Origin of the sequence: Klenkia marina, assembly GCF_900101025.1 — a bacterium.
Lineage (GTDB): Bacteria > Actinomycetota > Actinomycetes > Mycobacteriales > Geodermatophilaceae > Klenkia > Klenkia marina.
The window spans coordinates 119,593-137,438 of sequence record NZ_FMUH01000007.1 but is presented as its reverse complement, the minus strand read 5'-3'; the positions used below and the strand labels follow the sequence as shown (position 1 = coordinate 137,438).

At 76.0% G+C, this 17,846-nt stretch carries 17 protein-coding genes; 14 read left to right on the top strand and 3 right to left on the bottom strand.

Translation table 11 applies throughout. The features are described 5' to 3' along the window. Positions 1–58: 58 nt before the first annotated feature. The 5 genes from efeU to BLP29_RS18390 are packed head-to-tail and all read left to right on the top strand — an operon-like array spanning position 59 to position 5,426. A complete protein-coding gene (gene efeU, locus BLP29_RS18410; protein WP_207798591.1) occupies positions 59–919 on the top strand; it encodes an iron uptake transporter permease EfeU in 861 nt (286 codons plus the stop codon). Then, positions 906–2,042, top strand: a complete 1,137-nt coding sequence (gene efeO, locus BLP29_RS18405; protein WP_092807255.1) for an iron uptake system protein EfeO — start codon at positions 906–908, stop codon at positions 2,040–2,042. The genes efeU and efeO overlap by 14 nt, the downstream gene beginning before the upstream one ends. Before the next feature lie 17 nt (positions 2,043–2,059). Then, complete coding sequence (gene efeB, locus BLP29_RS18400; RefSeq protein WP_092807253.1) at positions 2,060–3,295, top strand: iron uptake transporter deferrochelatase/peroxidase subunit; 1,236 nt, start codon at positions 2,060–2,062, stop codon at positions 3,293–3,295. A gap of 14 nt (positions 3,296–3,309) precedes the next feature. Next, complete coding sequence (locus BLP29_RS18395; RefSeq protein WP_243470082.1) at positions 3,310–3,813, top strand: putative immunity protein; 504 nt, start codon at positions 3,310–3,312, stop codon at positions 3,811–3,813. A gap of 41 nt (positions 3,814–3,854) precedes the next feature. Then, positions 3,855–5,426, top strand: coding sequence for a protein kinase domain-containing protein (locus BLP29_RS18390; RefSeq protein WP_243470081.1), 1,572 nt, complete (start codon positions 3,855–3,857; stop codon positions 5,424–5,426). A 15-nt stretch (positions 5,427–5,441) separates the two neighbouring features. Here BLP29_RS18390 and BLP29_RS18385 read toward each other — a convergent pair whose 3' ends face one another. Further along, entirely contained in the window at positions 5,442–6,083 is a 642-nt protein-coding gene (locus tag BLP29_RS18385; protein ID WP_092807249.1) for a hypothetical protein, read from the bottom strand. Positions 6,084–6,117: 34 nt separating this feature from the next. Here BLP29_RS18385 and BLP29_RS18380 point away from each other — a divergent pair, with 34 nt between their 5' ends. The 5 genes from BLP29_RS18380 (at position 6,118) to BLP29_RS18360 (ending at position 10,743) form a co-directional block, all read left to right on the top strand. Beyond that, positions 6,118–7,395, top strand: a complete 1,278-nt coding sequence (locus BLP29_RS18380) for a competence/damage-inducible protein A (protein ID WP_092807247.1) — start codon at positions 6,118–6,120, stop codon at positions 7,393–7,395. Positions 7,396–7,435: 40 nt separating this feature from the next. Next, on the top strand, positions 7,436–7,825 hold the full coding sequence (locus tag BLP29_RS18375) for a polyketide cyclase (protein ID WP_092807245.1): 390 nt from the start codon (positions 7,436–7,438) through the stop codon (positions 7,823–7,825). A 50-nt stretch (positions 7,826–7,875) separates the two neighbouring features. Beyond that, positions 7,876–9,504 (top strand): acyl-CoA dehydrogenase family protein, encoded by a 1,629-nt coding sequence (locus tag BLP29_RS18370; protein ID WP_092807243.1) that lies wholly within the window; start codon positions 7,876–7,878, stop codon positions 9,502–9,504. Between the two features lie 19 nt (positions 9,505–9,523). Continuing rightward, the gene (locus tag BLP29_RS18365; RefSeq protein WP_092807242.1) at positions 9,524–9,994 is read left to right on the top strand and encodes a DnaJ family domain-containing protein; all 471 of its coding nucleotides are present in this window, start codon (positions 9,524–9,526) and stop codon (positions 9,992–9,994) included. A 74-nt stretch (positions 9,995–10,068) separates the two neighbouring features. Further along, on the top strand, positions 10,069–10,743 hold the full coding sequence (locus BLP29_RS18360) for a GNAT family N-acetyltransferase (RefSeq protein WP_092807514.1): 675 nt from the start codon (positions 10,069–10,071) through the stop codon (positions 10,741–10,743). Between the two features lie 3 nt (positions 10,744–10,746). On the opposite strand, the gene BLP29_RS18355 is transcribed toward BLP29_RS18360, so the two are convergent. Together BLP29_RS18355 and BLP29_RS20780 are read right to left on the bottom strand one after the other, a co-directional pair. Then, entirely contained in the window at positions 10,747–11,274 is a 528-nt protein-coding gene (locus BLP29_RS18355) for an NUDIX domain-containing protein (RefSeq protein WP_092807240.1), read from the bottom strand. 26 nt (positions 11,275–11,300) lie between these two features. Then, positions 11,301–11,957 (bottom strand): TetR/AcrR family transcriptional regulator, encoded by a 657-nt coding sequence (locus BLP29_RS20780; protein ID WP_133379279.1) that lies wholly within the window; start codon positions 11,955–11,957, stop codon positions 11,301–11,303. Between the two features lie 235 nt (positions 11,958–12,192). Between BLP29_RS20780 and BLP29_RS18345 the strand changes: the two genes are divergently transcribed. Genes BLP29_RS18345 through BLP29_RS18330 form a run of 4 tightly spaced genes read left to right on the top strand, consistent with a single transcriptional unit; the run spans position 12,193 to position 17,823 of the window. Then, positions 12,193–12,873, top strand: a complete 681-nt coding sequence (locus BLP29_RS18345) for an NYN domain-containing protein (protein ID WP_243470080.1) — start codon at positions 12,193–12,195, stop codon at positions 12,871–12,873. After that, entirely contained in the window at positions 12,870–14,429 is a 1,560-nt protein-coding gene (locus BLP29_RS18340) for a phospholipase D-like domain-containing protein (protein WP_207798590.1), read from the top strand. Before BLP29_RS18345 ends, BLP29_RS18340 begins: the two co-directional genes overlap by 4 nt. A gap of 35 nt (positions 14,430–14,464) precedes the next feature. Next, on the top strand, positions 14,465–16,111 hold the full coding sequence (locus tag BLP29_RS18335; protein ID WP_092807236.1) for an ABC transporter ATP-binding protein: 1,647 nt from the start codon (positions 14,465–14,467) through the stop codon (positions 16,109–16,111). Further along, a complete protein-coding gene (locus BLP29_RS18330) occupies positions 16,108–17,823 on the top strand; it encodes an ABC transporter ATP-binding protein (protein WP_092807234.1) in 1,716 nt (571 codons plus the stop codon). Before BLP29_RS18335 ends, BLP29_RS18330 begins: the two co-directional genes overlap by 4 nt. Positions 17,824–17,846: the final 23 nt, after the last annotated feature.

Genomic DNA, 17,846 nt, shown 5'->3' with positions numbered 1-17,846 from the left:
CTAAGGTATGCCTGCCCTCAGCGTCCTGCTGGGGGCATTCATCCGTCCGGAGGCTGCCGTGGGTGCGCTGTTCTTCCCCAGCTACCTGATCGGCCTGCGCGAGGGCCTGGAGATGGTCCTCGTCGTCAGCGTGCTGGTCGCGTACCTGGTCAAGACCGGCCGGCGCCAGCACCTGCTGCCGGTGTGGGGCGGGGTGGCCGCGGCCGTCGTCCTCTCGGTCGGGTTCGGCGCGGTGCTGTCCTACGTCTCCTCCACCGTGCTCGGCGGGCCCGGCCAGGAGCTCTTCGACGCCATCACCTCGGTGATCGCCGTCGCCCTGGTCACCTGGATGATCTTCTGGATGCGGCGCACCGCCCGGCAGCTGTCCGGCGAGCTGCGCGGCAAGCTCGACGACGCCGTGGGCCTGGGCCTGGGTGCCGTCGTCGGCATCGCGTTCGCCTCCGTGGTGCGCGAGGGCCTCGAGACCACCCTGCTGTTCTTCGCCTCCGCCCAGGGCGCGGTGAGCGCCACCCCGCTGGTCGGGCTGGCCGCCGGGCTGGCGACCGCCGTCGTCCTCGGGTTCGCGCTCTACGCCGGCGCGGTCCGGATCAACCTGTCGAGGTTCTTCACCATCAGCGGTGTGCTGCTGGTGTTCGTGGCCGCCGGCATCTTCAAGTACGGCGTCCACGACTTCCAGGAGGCCGGCGTCCTGCCCGGCCTGACCACCTACGCCTACGACGCGTCGGCGTGGCTGCAGCCGGGCAGCTGGTACGGCGCGGTGCTCGACGGCGTGTTCCACATCTCGGCGCAGCCGACCGTGCTCGAGGTCGTGGCCTACCTGGCCTACCTCGTCCCCGTGCTGACGCTCTTCCTCCTCCCGGGCCGCTCGGCCCGGACCACCCCCACCACCCGCTCGGAGCCCGTCGATGCGCACGCGTAGGACCCCTCTCGTCGCGGCCGGAGCCGCCGCCCTCGCCCTGCTGGCCGCCTGCGGCGGCGGGGAGGACGCCGGCAGCGGTGGGGGCGAGGCCTCCGACGACATCGCCGTGGCCGCGAGCGACACCAGCTGCGACGTCGACGCCACCGAGCTCGAGGCCGGCACCCACGAGTTCACGGTGACCAACAGCGGCAGCTCGGTCAACGAGTTCTACGTCTACGCCGAGGGCGACCGGATCATGGGCGAGGTCGAGAACATCGCCCCCGGCGTGGCCCGCTCGCTGCTGGTCGAGCTGCCCGCGGGGCAGTACCAGACCGCGTGCAAGCCGGGCATGACCGGCGACGGCATCCGCACCGACCTCACGGTCACCGGCGAGTCCGAGCAGCTCTCCGACGACGAGGCGCTGCAAGCCGCCGTCGCCGACTACACCCGGTACGTGAGCAGCCAGGTGACCGCGCTGCAGGAGCAGACCCAGGCGTTCGTCACCGCGGTGCAGGCCGGGGACGTGGCGCAGGCGCAGGCCCTGTACCCCGTGGCGCGCACCTACTGGGAGCGGATCGAGCCGGTCGCGGAGAGCTTCGGCGACCTCGACCCGCGGGTCGACGCCCGCGAGAACGACGTCGAGCCCGGCGACACCTGGACCGGTTTCCACGTGCTCGAGCGCGACCTGTGGGTCACCGGGGACCTGTCGCAGTCCGGCCCGGTCGCCGACCAGCTGGTCGCCGACATCGACGAGCTGGCCACCCGGGTGCAGGACCTCCAGCTGCAGCCGCTGGACCTGGCCAACGGCGCGCTCGCCCTGCTCGACGAGATCGCCAGCGGCAAGGTCACCGGCGAGGAGGAGCGGTACTCCCACACCGACCTGTGGGACTTCCAGGCCAACCTCGACGGTTCGCAGGCCGCCGTCCAGTCGCTCCGCCCGGCGATCGCCGAGGCCGACCCCGACCTGGCCACCGCACTCGACCAGGCCTTCGCCGCGACCCAGGCCGAGCTCGCGCAGTACGCCAGCGGCGACGGGTTCGTGCTCTACACGACGCTGACCCCCGAGCAGGTGCAGGGCCTGTCGGACTCGCTCAACGCCCTCGCCGCGCAGGTCAGCCAGGTGCCCGCCGTCGTCGCGGGCTGATCGGGGACAGTGGGGTCATGAAGCTCTCCCGGCGCGACTTCTTCGGCGCGGCGGGCGTCGGTGCGGCCGGTGTCGTCGCGCTCGGCGCCGGCGGTGTGGCCGCCGGCCGGGCCGCCGCGGCCGACGACCCGGCGGCCGCGGGTGGTGCCGGCGGCGTGGTGCCCTTCCACGGCGACCACCAGGCCGGCATCGTCACGCCTGCGCAGGACCGGCTGCACTTCGTCGCCTTCGACGTCACCACCACCGACCGCTCGGCCCTGGTGCGCATGCTGCAGGCCTGGACCGAGGCGGCCCGCCGCATGACCCGCGGCGAGGACGCCGGACCGATCGGCGCGGTGGCGGGCGACGAGTACGCGCCGCCGGACGACACCGGCGAGGCCCTCGGCCTGCCCCCGGCGGGGCTGACGATCACCATCGGCTTCGGGCCCACCCTGTTCCGCACCGCCGACGGCGTCGACCGGTTCGGGCTGGCCGACCGGCAGCCGGCCGAGCTGGTCGAGCTGCCCGCCTTCGCCGGCGAGGAGCTGCGCCCGGAGATCAGCGGCGGCGACATCTGCGTGCAGGCCTGCGCCGACGACCCGCAGGTCGCCGTCCACGCGGTGCGCAACCTGGCCCGCATCGGGCAGGGCGTGGTCGGCGTCTGCTGGTCGCAGCTGGGGTTCGGCCGCACCTCGTCGACGACGTCGGACCAGGCCACCCCGCGCAACCTGTTCGGGTTCAAGGACGGCACGGCCAACCTCAAGTCCGACCAGCCGCAGGCGCTGGACCGCTTCGTGTGGGTGTCGGGCACCGGCACCTGGATGGACGGCGGTTCCTACCTGGTCAGCCGGCGCATCCGCATGCTCGTCGAGGTGTGGGACCGGCAGAACCTGCGCGACCAGCAGGACACCGTCGGCCGCACCAAGGGCAGCGGCGCCCCGATCGGCCGGACGGGCGAGTTCGACCCCGTGGACCCCGCGACGCTGCCCGCCACCTCGCACGTGGCGCTGGCCCACCCCAGCAGCTCGGGGACGGCGATCCTGCGCCGCGGCTACAGCTTCGTCGACGGCTCCGACGGGCTCGGTCGGCTGGACGCCGGGCTGTTCTTCCTCTGCTACCAGTCCGACCCGTCCACCGGGTTCGTGCAGGTGCAGCGCAACCTGCGCACCGACAAGATGAACGAGTACGTCAAGCACACGTCGTCGGGCGTCTTCGCCTGCCCGCCCGGCCTGACCGGCGACGACGACTGGTGGGGCTCGGGCCTGTTCGCCTGATGGACCACGCCGGCGTGGACCTGTCCCTGGACGACGTCCGGGCCGTGGCCGCGTTCGCCGCCGACTGCGCCGAGCTCGTGCTCCCCGGGTTCGAGGCAGCGGTGCCCGACGACGTCCGACCGCGGGAGGCGCTCGACGCGGCGCGGGCGTTCGCCGGGGGCGGCCCGCGCACCCTTGCGCAGCGGACGACGGCCGTCGCCGCGCACCGCGCCGCGAAGGCCGCGCCGACCGAGGTCGCCCGGCTCGGCGCGCAGGCGTGCGGGGACGCGGCAGCGGCGGCCTACCTGCACCCCCTCGCGCAGGCGACCCAGGTGGGGCACGTCCTCCGGTCGGCCGCGTGCGCCGCGCGGGTGGCCGAGCTGACCGGCTCGGGCGCGGGGGTCGCGGAGCTCGCCGGGCGTGCGGGCCCCCGGGTGCGTGCGGTGCTGCTGCGCTACCCGACCGCACCGGCCGGGCGGTCCCGGCCGGCCCAGCTCGTGGCCGAGCTGGACGCAGCGGTGCGGGACCTGCCCGGCTGACCGGTGTCGCCGGGACGGCGGAGCGGGGGCAGCATGGTCGGGTGTCCTCGGCGATGCAGGTCCTCGGCGGTCGGTACGAGCTGCGCTCGCTGGTCGCCACCGGCGGCATGGGTCAGGTGTGGCGTGCGCACGACCAGCGGCTGGGCCGGGCGGTCGCGGTCAAGGTGCTGCGCAGCGAGTACGCCGGGGAGCCCGAGTTCCTGGCCCGCTTCCGCGCCGAGGCCCGGCACGCCGCCCTGCTCGGCCACCGCAACGTCGTCGCCGTCTTCGACTACGGCGAGACCACCGCTGCCGACGGCGAGGCCCTCGCCTACCTGGTGATGGAGCTGGTGCCCGGCGAGTCGCTGGCCGCCGTCCGCCGGCGGATGGGTGCCCTCCCGCCCGAGCAGGTGGTCGAGGTCGTCGCCCAGGCCGCGGCCGGGCTGGGGGCCGCGCACGAGCTGGGCATCGTGCACCGCGACGTGAAGCCGGCCAACCTGCTGCTGCGGCCGGACGGGTCGGTCGCGGTCACCGACTTCGGCATCGCCTGGTCGGCCGAGAGCGTCGCGCTGACCCGCACCGGCCAGGTCATCGGCACCGCGCACTACCTGTCACCCGAGCAGGCCCGCGGTGGGACCGCTGGCCCGGCCAGCGACGTGTACGCGCTGGGCATGGTGGCCTACGAGCTGCTCGCCGGCCGGCGGGCCTTCGACGGCGCCAGCTCGGTCGCGGTCGCGCTGAGCCAGATCAACGACGAGCCCGACGAGCTGCCCGACACGGTGCCCGCCCCGGTGCGCGAGCTGGTGGCCGCGATGCTGGTCAAGGACCCGGCCGGCCGGCTCGCCGACGGCGACGCCGTGGTGGCCGCGGCGGGCCGGGCCCGGGCCGCCACGGGCGACGAACCGACCGAGCTGCTCGACCTGGTGCCGCCGCCCGGGGTCACCGCGCTGCTGGACCCCGCCCTGGTGCCGGCGGCCACCGCCACGCCGACGACCGGCACGTCGACGACCGCCGCGCCCGCTCGCCGCCGTCACCGCGGCCTGCTGCTGGCCGGGCTGGCGGCCGCGCTGCTGCTGGTCGGGGGCGGCACCGCGCTGCTGCTCGGCCTGGGCGGGTCGAGCGCCCCCGCCGATGCGGCACCCACGACGTCCTCGGCCACCGCGGCGACCCCGTCGACGGTCGCGTTCGACGCCGCGGACTACGTCGGGCGACCGGTCGCCGACGTGACCGCGGAACTGACGGCCCTGGGGCTGGACGTGTCCACCGAGGAGGTCCCCGGGGACGGGTCGGACGCCGGGCTGGTCACCGGGGTCGACCCCGCCGGCGGTCCGGTGGCCCTCGGCAGCGCGGTCACGGTGCGCTACGGCTCGGCCGCCCCCAGCTCGGCTCCGGCGCCCGAGCCCACCACCGCGGCGCCGGTCACCGAGGTCAGCACCGCGCCGCCGGTCACCGAGGACCCTGCGCCGGCCACGACGGACGCGCCGGCCGGCCCGGGCAACGGCAACGGCAACGGCAACGGCAACGGCAACGGGAACGGGAACGGTGGTCCGGGCAACGGTGGTGGACCGGGGAACGGCGGCGGCCCCGGCAACGGAGGGCCCGGCCGGGGTGGACCCGGGGGCGGGCGGGGCTGAGCCCCGCCCGCCGCGTCAGGCGCTGCGGCGGCGGGCCAGCCAGACGCTGCCGGCCACCAGGGCGGTGGCCAGGGTGAGCACGAACCCGCGGTTGGTGCCACCGGCGCCGGTGAACACGACCACGAGCAGCCAGGAGACGACGACCCCGGCTGCACCGGCGACACCCACCTGCCAGACCTGCGCGGGGCTCAGCCCGCCGCGGCTGGGCACGTGCGGCACGAGGGCGACGAGGGCGGCCAGCGTGGCGAACACCGCCCAGGCGGGGATGGCCGTCCAGGACGACGGGCCGCCCTCGAACAGGTTCATCGACAAGCCGGCCACGAGCAGGACGACGCCGAGGGCGCCGAGCACCAGCGCGGTCAGGGCGGCCCGGTCGGCGGTGCTGCGGCGGGCCGGCCGCACCCCGACGCGCGGGCCGGTGGACACCTCGGGACCGGGGAGCGGCGGCGGGGGTGCGGGGAACCCGCCGTCCATCGGACCGGTGGGCTGCGGCGGGTAGGCCGGGTCGTAGGCCCGCTCGGCCGGGCGCGGCGGACGCGGCGGGTCGTAGCCGGGCTCGGTCGGCTGCGCCGGGTGGGCCGGGTCGTACGGCGGCTCCGGCGCGCGGGCCGGGTCGTTCTCGGCCGAGGGCTGCGGGGGGTACGGCGGCTGGCTCACGCGGGCCACCGTAGTGGCGCCTACTGTCGGCCGTGTGGGAGCACGCGCAGGGATCGTCGTCACCGGCACCGAGGTCCTGACCGGCCGGGTCACCGACCGCAACGGTCCGTGGCTGGCCGAGCAGCTGCGCCGGCGCGGCCTGGACGTCGGCCAGGTGGTCGTCGTCGGCGACCGGCCCGACGACCTGCGCTCGGCGCTGGCCTACCTGGCCGCGACCAACGACCTGGTGCTCACCTCGGGCGGTCTGGGCCCCACCGCCGACGACCTGACCGCCGAGGTGGTGGGTGACTTCTGCGGCCGCCCGTCGGCGGTCGACGAGGCGCTGGCCGGGCGGATCACCGCGATCGTCGAGCGGTTGATGTCCCGCCGCGGGTGGCGGGTCGACCCGGCCGCGACCGAGGCGGGCACCCGCAAGCAGGCCCGGGTGCCGCACGGGGCCGTGGTGCTGGAGCCGGTGGGCACCGCGCCGGGTCTCGTCGTCCCCCCGGCCGAGGGGGACGGGCCGCCGGTCGTCGTCCTGCCCGGGCCGCCCAGCGAGCTGCAGGCCATGTGGCCGGCCGCGCTCGAGGCCGCCCCGGTGCGCGCCGTGCTCGACCGGGCGGTCGAGCTGCGCCAGGACACCCTGCGGCTGTGGGGCACGCCCGAGTCCGAGCTGGCGGCGACGCTGCGCCGGGTCGAGGACCAGCTGGCCGGCCTGGAGATCACCACCTGCCTGCGCGACGGCGAGCTCGAGATCGTCACCCGCTACGCCCCCGACGCGGCCGCCGCCTACGCGCACCTGGTCGACGCGGTGCGCGGCGACTACGCGGCGACCCTGTTCAGCGAGGGCCCCGACGTCGACACCTTGGTGGCCGGCGCGCTGGAGGAGCGGTCGCTCACCGTGGCCACGGCTGAGTCGTGCACGGGTGGCCAGCTGGTCGCCCGGCTCATCGACCGGCCCGGAGCCTCGGCGTGGGTGCCGGGCGGGGTGGTGTCCTACGCCAACAGCGCCAAGGAGCAGCTGCTGGGCGTCTCCGCCGAGACGCTGGCGACCGTCGGCGCGGTCAGCCCCGAGGTGGCCCGCCAGCTCGCCGACGGTGCCCGGGCCCGGTTCGGCGCCGACGTCGGCATCGGGGTCACCGGCATCGCCGGGCCCGGTGGTGGCAGCCCCGACAAGCCGGTGGGCACCGTGCACCTGTGCGCGGTCGGCCCCGACGGGGTGGTCACCCGCTCGCTCGTGGTCCCGGGTGACCGGGCGGCCTTCCGCAAGCGCACCGTCACCGTCGGCATGCACCTGCTGCGCGCCCTGCTGCTCGGCGGCCCGCCGGCCTGATCACGTTCCACGTGGAACCGATCGGGATACAGGGGTGCCCATGAGCTCGATGCGCCTGCACGCGACCGGTCTGGTGGACCCCGAGGAGGCCTGGGACCGCTACCTGCACCCGGCCAGGTGGTCGGACTGGTCGCCGCAGATCCGCGGCGTCGACACGGAGTTCGTGCGCATCGACCCGGGTGTCACCGGCCGGGTGCTGGGGCCGTTGGGGTTCTCCGCCCCGTTCGTCGTCGACGCCGTGGACGACGCCGCCCGCGAGTGGCTGTGGTCGGTGGACATCGGCATCGGCACCCTGCAGCTCATGCACTGGGTGCGCCCCGGCCCCGAGCGCGGGACGACCACCGGCCTGACCGTCTCGGGCCCGCTGCCCCTGGTCGTCGGCTACGTGCCGCTGGCCGCCGCGGCCCTGCAGCGCCTGGTCCGGCCCTGACCCGGGCCTGACCCGTCCGGGCCACCAGGTCCCGGCCGTACGGTCACGGGGTGAACGCGACCCACACGGTGACCAACCAGGTGCCGCCGCTCGTCGGGCACGACCCGATCGCCGGGGACACCGCGCTGGTCGAGGCCTGCCTGCGGCACGCCGACGAGCTCACCCTGGACTCCCTCGAGGACCTCGGCGCCCTGGCCGGCAGCGAGCAGGCCGCCGAGTGGGGCCGGCTGGCGAACGAGAACCCGCCGCGGCTGCGCACCCACGACCGCACCGGTCACCGCATCGACGAGGTGGAGTTCCACCCCGCCTGGCACGAGCTGATGAGCGCTGCCGTGGGCCACGGGCTGGCCGGCACCCCGTGGGCCCTCGCCGAGGCCGGCGACGCGCACGCCCACGTGCGCCGTGCGGTGGGCTACCTGGGCTGGACGCAGGTCGAGGCCGGGCACGGCTGCCCGGTGACCATGACCTACGCCGCCGTCCCCGCCCTGCGCCGGGCGCCGGAGCTGGCGGTGGTGTTCGAGGCGGGCCTGACCTCGACGTCCTACGAGGTCGGCCTGGCCGACCCGCGCGCCAAGGCCGGGCTGGTCGCCGGCATGGGCATGACCGAGAAGCAGGGCGGCTCCGACGTGCGGGCCGGCACGACGAAGGCCGTGGCCCGCATCGACGGCACGTACCACCTGACCGGGCACAAGTGGTTCACCTCGGCGCCGATGAGCGACGTCTTCCTGGTGCTGGCGCAGACCGAGGAGGGCGTCTCCTGCTTCCTGGTGCCGCGCATGCTGCCCGACGGCGAGCGCAACGTGTTCCGGCTGCAGCGGCTCAAGGACAAGCTCGGCGACCGCTCGAACGCCTCGTCCGAGGTCGAGTTCGACCGCACCGTGGGCTGGCTGGTCGGCGAACCCGGCCGGGGTGTGCGGGCGATCCTCGAGATGGTCACCACCACCCGGCTGGACTGCGTGCTGGGATCGGCGTCCACCGTGCGGGCGGCGCTGACGCAGGCGCTGCACCACGCCCGGCACCGCTCGGCCTTCGGCGCCCGGCTCGTCGACCAGCCGCTCATGCAGAACGTGCTCGCCGACGTCGCGGTCGAGAGCGAGGCGGCCACCGCGCTGGCGATCAGGCTCGCCGCCGCGCAGGACGCCGGCGAGACCGACTTCCTGCGGCTGGCCGGCGCGGCGGGCAAGTTCTTCGTCTGCAAGCGCACCCCGGCCGTGGTCGCCGAGGCGCTCGAGGTGCTCGGCGGCAACGGCTACGTCGAGGAGTCGGTGCTGCCCCGGCTGTACCGGCAGTCGCCGCTGAACTCGATCTGGGAGGGCAGCGGCAACGTCATCGCCCTCGACGTGCTGCGGGCGATGGAGCGCGACTCCGCCTCCGTGGCCGCCGTCCTGGCCGAGGTCGAGGCCGCCGCCGGCGCCGACGACCGGTTCGACGCCGCGGTCGCCCGCCTGCGGGCCGAGCTGGCCGACCCCGCCGACCTGCCGCTGCGTGCGCGGCGGGTGGCCGGCCAGCTGGCCCTGTGCCTGCAGGGCTCGCTGTTGCTGCAGCACGCCCCCGGGGCGGTGGCCGACGCCTTCTGCGCCACGCGGCTGGCCGGCGACTGGGGAAGCGTGCTGGGCACCCTGCCGGCCGGCACCGCGGTCGCCGAGATCGTCGACCGGGCGGTGGTCGCGCCGGTCTGACGCTGGGACGATCGGTGGGGTGACGCAGCGCAAGCCCGAGGGCATGGCCTTCGAGACCTGGGTCGAGCACCAGATCCGGACGGCGGACGAGCGCGGCGACTTCGCCGACCTGCCCGGCGCCGGCAAGCCCCTCCCGAAGCGCGACGGCCCCGAGGACACCTACGCCTGGGCGCTGGCCTGGGCCCGCCGGCAGGAGCCCGACGCCTCGTTCCTGCCGCCGTCGCTGGCCCTGGGCCGCGAGCGCGACGACCTGCCCCGCCGGCTGGCCGCACTGACCAGCGAGGACCGGGTGCGCGCCGCCGTCCGGGAGTTCAACGACCGCGTGGCCGCCGCCTGGCGGCAGCCGCTGGACGGCCCGCCGCTGGTGGTGCGCATGCACGACGAGGAGGAACGGGTGGCCGAGTGGTGGGCCGACCGGCCGGCCCCGGTCGAGGTGCCGCCCGCGCCGGAGCCCCCGGCGCGACGGTCCTGGTGGCGCCGGTGGCGCTGAACGGCGGCGTTCCGACACGGCGGGCACACCGGCGGTGACCCACCGTGCGGGGCGGAGAGGCTAGCGTGGGGGAGATGGCGATCGACCTCAGGCGGCGGCTGGCCGCTCCGCGTGCCGTGCCCGGCCCGGGCCGGCAGGAGGTCGTGCCACCCCTGGTCACCCCGCGGCTGCGGCTGCGCCCCATCCGGCCCGCCGACGGCGACGCCGTGGTCGAGCTGCACGGCGACCCCGAGGTCATGCGCCACCTGGGCACCGGCCGGCCCGTGCCGCCGGCCCGCGTGCGGCACCGCGACCTGCCCCGGCTGCTGGCCGACCACGGCCCGCTGCCGCTGGGCTACTGGGCCGCCGAGGACCGGGCGACCGACGCCTTCGTCGGCTGGTTCGAGCTGCGGCCGATGGTCACCGAGACCATCGCCGCGGTCGAGCTGGGCTACCGGCTGCGCCGGTCGGCGTGGGGCCGGGGGCTGGCCACCGAGGGGGCCCGCGTTCTGGTCGACGCCGCGTTCACCGGCACGGACGTCGACGAGGTCGTGGCCACCACGCTCGCGGTCAACGCCGGCAGCCGCCGTGTCATGGAGAAGGTCGGCCTGACCTGGCGGCAGACCTACATGGACGACCGCACCGCCCCGATCACCGGCGCCGAGTTCGGCGAGGTCGAGTACGCGCTCGCCCGGGCCGAGTGGCGTCCGCGCCGTCCCGAAGCGTTCCACCGCCGGCAACCCCGCCGGTGGCCCGCCCGCCGTGCCTGAGCGTCAGGCCCGGTCCAGCAGCAGCAACGCGTAGGCGGCCAGCGTCGAGGCGTCGGTGATCCCGCCGTCCCGGATGCGGGCGACCAGCTCGGTCTCGGGCACGAAGGCCTGCACCATGTCGGCCTCGCTGGCCTCGCGCGCCGCCGGCCCCGGCGTCAGTTCGGTGGCCAGCCAGACGTCGAAGCACTGCGTGGACAGCCCCGGGGCGTCGTCGAGGCGGCCCAGGTGGCGCAGCCGACCGGCCCGGAAGCCGGTCTCCTCGGCCAGCTCGGCGCGGGCGAGGTCCTCGGCGGTGCCGGAGTGGCCCGCCGGCCAGCTGCCCTGCGGGAACTCCCAGCAGCGCCGGCCGACGGGGTGCCGGTACTGCTCGACCAGCCAGAACCCGTCGTCCTGGGCGGGGATCACCAACCCGTAGTCCGGGCGCACCACCACCCCGTACAGGCCCGCGCTGCCGTCGGTCAGGCGCAGGGTGTCCTCGCGGACGACGGTCCAGGGGTTGCGGTACACCTCACGGCTGCTGGTGGTCTCCACCGCCCCAGCCTGTCAGGCTCCGCTCGTCAGGTCTCGGCGATGACCCGCATCGTGTCGGGCAGGTCGGCGAGGTCGGGCTCGGCGCGGGTGGCCACCTCGAGCACCGCGTTCAGGTGCCGGGGCAGGTCGCGCTCGAGGCTGGCCAGGACCTCGGCCGGCGGGGTGCCCCCGATGATGCGGCGCCGTTGCACGTAGGCGTGGGTGCGGGTGATGGCCACCAGCAGGGCCGCGGCCAGCCAGCCGTCGACGCCGGGCACCTGCTCCTCGAGCACCGCCGCCAGGTCGCCCTCCGAGTGCGCCAGCAGGGTGCGCTCGTACTGCGCCAGCGCGGGGGAGGAGTCGACCTGCGCGGCCATGGCCAGGTTGTCCGGGTCCTCCAGCGAGCGCAGGTAGCCCAGGGTCTGCTCGGCCAGCTGCGCGACGAGCACCTCGGCCGCCGTGCGGTCACCCGTCGGGTCCACCGGGCGGGTCATGGCCTCCAGGTACGGGATGCGGCCCAGGAAGAACAGCGCCTCCTTGCTGGGGGCGTGGTTGAACACCGTCTGGACGGCGACGTCCGCGGCCTCGGCGATCTGCAGCACGGTGGTGCGCTCGAAGCCCTGGGCCAGGAACAACCGGCGGGCCTCGGCCAGGATGTGCTGGCGAGTCTGCTCGCGCTTGCGGTCGCGCCGTGACGACTGCATGCCTGTACCTCGTCCCGTTCGGTTCCGCTTCGTCCCGGAACTCTATGAGATGTCAATGAAGAACCGTGCGCGACCACCCGCTCGCCGTGCGTGCGGGGCTGCCACCATGGACCGGGTGGAGCCCTCCGGTCGACGTCGCTCGCGGCGGGCGACGTCCCCTGCCGGACCACCCTCGCGGGTGGCCGACGTCCGCACCTGGTCACCGGACCCGGACCCGACGGGGCACACTGGCCCGGTGAGCGCGCCCGTGAGCACCGACGCCGAACCCGCCTGGTCGCCCGCGGACGACCGCGGCCCGGACGGCCGCCCCTCGCTGGACCTGCTGGTCTGGGACGCCCCGAACATCGACATGACGCTGGCGACGGTCATCGGCGCCCGCCCCACCGCGGCCTCCCGGCCGCGATTCGACGCCATCGCCGCCTGGTTCGTCGGCGGGGCCGACGCCGACGACGTCGAGGCGTGCGTCTTCGCGAACGTGCCGCCGCAGCACGTCACCACGCTGCGCGGCTGGGTCGAGGCGCTGCGCAGCTTCGGCTACTCGGTCTTCGCCCGCCCCAAGAGCCGCCCCGACGACGACATCGACCAGTCGATGCTCGACCACATCGAGGTGCGCGCGCACAGCCACCAGCTGCGCCGGTTGGTCGTGTTCTCCGGCGACGGCCGCAACTTCGCCGAGCCGCTGGAGGAGCTGGCCCGTGCCGGCACCGAGGTCGTCGTCGTGGCGTTCTCCGAGGTGGCCGGCTACGCCAGTTCCTCGGAGCTGCTGCGCTTCGTCGACATCGAGGACGTCCCCGGTGCCTTCGCCGCCCCGCTGGACCGGGTGCGGCTGGACTCGCTGCCGGTCGACGGCGCCTGGCTGCGCCCGACCAAGAGCCTGCGCGACGCCGCGGCCGCCTACGCCACCAAGCACCCGTGACCACCACCGACCCCGAGACCGATCCGGAGACCGGCGGGTTCGCCGCCGCCGTCCCCAGCGTCCACGAGCCGGTCGACCCGGCCCCGGCGCCGGGCAGCGTGCTGGTGCCCGGCGAGACGGTCTGGCGCATCGAGCGGGCCACCCAGCACGCGGTGTTCGTCGACGCCGCCGACTACTTCGCCACCCTCAAGCAGGTCGTGCTGCAGGCGAAGCGGCAGGTGCTGTTCATCGGGTGGGACTTCGACCCCCGCATCCGGCTGGACCCGCGCTCCCCGGGCCGGGGCCGCGACGACCGCGTGGGCCGGGTGCTCGAGGCCGCGGTCGAGGCCAACCCCGACCTCTTCGTCGGGGTGCTGCAGTGGGACCTCGGCATGCTCGAGGCCCTCGGCCGCGGGCTGGCGCCGATCGTGCTGCTGAACCGGCGCACCCCCGACCGGTTCCAGATGAAGGTCGACGCCTTCCACCCCCTCGGCGGGGCGCACCACCAGAAGATCGTCGTCGTCGACGACTGCCTGGCCTTCGCCGGCGGCATCGACGTCACCGCAGACCGCTGGGACACCTCCGAGCACCTCGACCGCAACCGGCACCGGCACCGGCCGCGCTCTCCGCGCACCACGCAGCCCTGGCACGACGTCACCAGCCTGGTGTCCGGACCGGCGGCCAAGGCCCTCGGCGAGCTGGCCCGCCGGCGGTGGGCCGCGGGCACCGGTGAGCAGCTGGACCCGGTCGAGGACGTCGAGCACTGCTGGCCCGAGCAGGTGCCGGTGCTGCTGCACGACGTCGACGTGGCCATCTCGCGCACCCGGCCGCAGCACCGCGAGTGGGAGCTGGTGCACGAGATCGAGGACCTCTGGCTGGCGATGGTCGCGAGCGCGACCACGGCGGTCTACATCGAGAGCCAGTACTTCGCCAACCGCCGCGTCGCCGAGGCCATCGCCGCGCGGCTGGGCGAGGAGGACGGCCCCGAGTTCGTGGTGGTCAACCCCGAGACCGCCGACGGCTGGCTCGAGGAGAAGGCCATGGGCACCGCCCGGGCCAAGCTGCTGGGCATGGTGCGCGGGGCCGACGTGCACGACCGCTTCCGCATCTACGTGCCGGTCACCGAGCAGCGCGCGCCGATCTACGTGCACGCCAAGGTCTGCGTCGTCGACGACCGGCTGCTGCGCATCGGCTCGTCGAACCTGAACAACCGCTCGATGGGGCTGGACACCGAGTGCGACCTCACCATCGAGGCCGGCGCCGACCACGCCGACCGCGCCGAGGTCGCCGCGGCGGTGCTGGGCATGCGCGACCGGCTGCTGGCCGAGCACCTCGGGGTGCGGGCCGAGGACGTCGCCGCCGCCGTGGCCGCCCACGACGGTTCGCTCATCGGGGCGGTCGAGCACCTGCGCCGCGACGAGGGCCGCTCGCTGCAGCCCTTCCAGCCCCCGCGCCAGGGCATCATCGACACCCTGCTGGCCGACACCGAGCTGCTGGACCCCGAGCAGACGCCGAACCGGGTGCAGCGCGTGGTCGGTCGCGTGCAGCGCCGGGGGCACCGCCGCACGCGGGCCTGAGGCCACCACCGGGCTGGGTTAGGGTGCCCTCACTCATGAACGGGCACCCCACCACCGCGACCGGCCTGCTGCGTCGCGCACTGCACCGGCACCCCCGGCAGCTCGGCGCGGCGACCCTGCTGCTCTCGCTGCACCAGGCGTGCGAGGCGCTGGTGCCCGTCGCCATCGGCGTGACCATCGACCGTGCGGTGAGCACGGGCTCGGTGCCGGCCCTGCTGGCCTCGCTGGGCGCGACGGCGGTGCTGTTCGTGGTCCTGTCGCAGGCCTACCGGTTCGGCGCGCGGCACGTGGTCGCCGGCTGGTTCACCGAGACCCACCAGCTGCGGGTCGAGGTGGCCGCCCGGGTGCTCGACCCGCACGGGCTGCGCGGCACCCCGCCCACCGGCGAGCTGCTGAGCATCGCGACCAACGACGCCGAACGGGTCGGCCGGGTGGTGGAGGCGGCCTCGCTGGTGGTCGCCGGGACGACGGCGCTGGCGGTCTCGGCGGTCGGGCTGCTCACCATCAGCGTGCCGCTGGGCATCGGCGTGCTGCTCGGTGCGCCCCTGCTCGTGGGTCTGCTGCAGCTGCTGTCGCCCTGGCTCACCCGGCGCACCGCCACCCAGCAGGAGGACGTCGCCCGCACCGCCGGGCTGGCCACCGACCTCGTGCGCGGCACGCGCGTGCTGCGCGGCATCGGCGCCGAGGACGCCGCCACCGAGCGCTACCGCCGCACCAGCGCCGCCGCGTTGGCCTCGACGCTGCGGGCCGCCGGCGCCGTCGGCACCTACCGCGGGGCCACCGTGCTGGGCAGCGGGCTGTTCCTGCTGGCCGTGGCCGGGGTCGCCGGGGCGCTCGCCCTCGACGGCGCGATGACCGTCGGCCAGCTGGTCACCGTCGTGGGGCTGGCCCAGTTCCTCGCCGAGCCGGTCGGGCTGCTCGGGTTCGCCGGCCAGAAGGTCGCCGAGGCGCGCGCGTCCGCGGCCCGGGTGGTCGGGGTCCTGGCCGCCGAGCCGCTGCACCCGACCGGGGTGCCCCCGCTGCCGGGCCCGGGCCGCCTCGAGCTGCCCGCGCTCGGGTTCCACGTGGAACCGGGCCGCACGACCGGGGTGGTGACCACCGACCCGGCCGACGCCGAGGCCCTGGTCGCCCTGCTCGGTGGTCGGCGCGCCGCCCTGCCCGGGGAGCTGCTGCTGGACGGGCAGGACGTCGCCGGGCTCGACCCCGCCGCCGTCCGGGCGCGGGTGCTGGTCGAGCCGCACGCCGTCGTGCTGTTCGAGGGCACCCTGCGCACCGCCGTCGACCCGGCGGGTGCGGCGGACGAAGCAGCCTTGCGCACGAGCCTGACCGCGGCGGGGGCGGCCGACCTCGCCGACCTCGAGCTGGCCGTCGCCGACCGCGGGCGCTCGCTGTCGGGTGGGCAGCGGCAGCGGGTGGGGCTGGCCCGGGCGCTGCTGCGCGGGCCCGACGTGCTGGTGCTGCACGACCCGACCACCGCGGTGGACGCGGTGACGGAGGGCGAGATCGCCGCCGGGCTGGCGCGGTTGCGCGCGGGCCGCACGACCGTGCTGGTCACCAGCAGCCCGGCGCTGCTGGGCCGCTGCGACCGGGTGGTGGTGCTGCGCGAGGGCGCGGTCGTCGCCGAGGGCCCCCACCACGAGCTCGCCGGCCGTCCGGACTACGCCGCGGCGGTGCTGCGGTGAGCGACCAGCTGCTGCCCGTCTCGACCGGACGGCGCGCCGGCCGTGTGGTGTGGGACGTCCTCCGTACCCGCCCCGTCGCGACCGCGGTCACGCTGCTCTCCGCCGTCGCCGCCGCGGCGTCCGGGCTGGTCGCCCCCGCGGTGCTGGGCCGCCTCGTCGACGCCGTCGACCGGCAGGAGGGCTCGATCGGGCCGTTCCTGGTCGCGCTGCTGGCCGCGGCGCTGCTGACCGCCGTCCTCACCGGGGTCTCCGTCGTGCTCATGGCGCGGCTCGGGGAGACCGTGCTGGCCCGGCTGCGCGAGCGCGTGGTCGACCGGGCGCTGCACCTGCCCTCGGCGACGCTGGACCGGGTGCGCGGCGGTGACCTGCTCTCGCGGGTCGCCGACGACGTCGCCAAGGTGGCCGAGGCCGTGACCAGCGGGCTGCCGCAGGTGGTCGGCGCCGGGCTCACGGTGCTGCTCACCCTGCTGGGGCTGGGGGCCCTGGACTGGCGGTTGGCCCTGGCCGGGCTCGTGGCCCTCCCGCTCTACGTCGCCGCCCTGCGCTGGTACCTGCCGCGGTCGGGCCCCCGGTACGCCGCCGAGCGCGTCGCGATGGGCGAGCGGTCGCAGGCCCTGGTCAGCTCGGTGCAGGGCGCCGACACCGTGCACGCCTACGCCGACGAGGCCCGGCACCGCGCGGTGGTCGACGACCGGTCGGCCCGGTCGCTGTCGATCACCCTCGACGTCTTCCGGCTCTACACCGACTTCGGGTGGCGGACCAACCGCGCCGAGTACGTGGGCCTGGCCGCCGTCCTCGCGGTCGGGTTCGTGCTCGTGCGCGCCGACACCGTGACGGTCGGTGCGGTGACGACGGCGGCGCTGCTGTTCCACCGCCTGTTCGGGCCGCTGGGCCTGCTGCTGTTCACCTTCGACGACATCCAGTCCGCCGGGGCGTCGCTGGTGCGCATGGTCGGGGTCGCCGACCTGCCCGACGTCCCCCCGGCGGCCCGGGCCCGCTCGACCACCCGCCCGGCCGTCGAGCTGCGCGGGATCCGGCACAGCTACGGCGGGCCGGCCGTGCTCGACGACGTCGACCTCGTGCTGGCCCCCGGGGAGCACACGGCGCTGGTCGGGGCCTCGGGCGCGGGCAAGACCACCCTGGCCGGGGTGCTGGCCGGGGCCCTCGAACCGTCTGCGGGCCGGGTGCTCCTGGACGGCGCACCCGTCGAGGACCTGCGGGCGCACGTGGGTCTGGTCAGCCAGGAGGTGCACGTCTTCGCCGGCACCCTCGCCGACGACGTGCGGCTGGCCTGCCCCGACGCCACCGACGCCGAGGTGACCGCGGCGCTGGAGACCGTCGGTGCGGGCTGGGCGGTCGCGATGGGGCTGGGCACGCTGGTCGGCGAGGGCGGCCGCGAGCTCACCGCCCCCCAGGCCCAGCAGCTCGCCCTGGCCCGGTTGGTGCTGGCCGACCCGCCTGTTGCCGTCCTGGACGAGGCGACGGCGGAGGCCGGCAGCGCAGGGGCCCGGGACCTCGAGGAGTCCGCCGACGCCGCCGTGCGCGGCCGCACCACGCTGGTGGTGGCCCACCGGCTCAGCCAGGCCGCCCGCGCCGACCGGGTGGTGGTGCTGGCCGCCGGGCGGGTGGTCGAGCAGGGGACGCACGACGAGCTGGTCGCCGCCGGGGGTGGCTACGCCCGGCTGTGGGCCGCCTGGAGCGCCCGCGGCTGACGGCCCGCTCGGCGTGGATCAGC